General features: G+C 65.0%; 1 protein-coding gene. It reads right to left on the bottom strand.

Annotated elements, in window-relative coordinates; translation table 11 throughout:
• Positions 1-263 (bottom strand): dermonecrotic toxin domain-containing protein (locus tag SB772_RS42135; RefSeq protein WP_410838790.1); only part of this gene is annotated, 263 nt, incomplete at both ends.

The raw sequence follows: 263 nt of genomic DNA, 5'->3' as shown, positions 1-263 counted from the left end.
CGGCACGCCCGGCGCCAGCAGTATGGATTCAAGATGCCCCTGGTACTGCCCCCCGACATCCACGCTTCGGCATAGCGCAACGTAGGTTTGCGGGTCAAGCGCCTGCACCGTGCCTTCAGCGTCAACGATCACCTGGGTCTGCAGCGAGCCTGCGGGCGCGGCTTCCTGTTCGGCGAAGTTGTGCAGCGCAGCAACCAGCAACGTCACCTCGCTGACCTCGGTCTGCGACTGGCCCAACCCGCCAGGTACGGTAGACGAACCAG

It is taken from the genome of Paraburkholderia sp. SIMBA_030 (genome assembly GCF_046535245.1).
Classification (GTDB): domain Bacteria; phylum Pseudomonadota; class Gammaproteobacteria; order Burkholderiales; family Burkholderiaceae; genus Paraburkholderia.
This window is presented reverse-complemented; position numbering and strand designations above follow the sequence as displayed.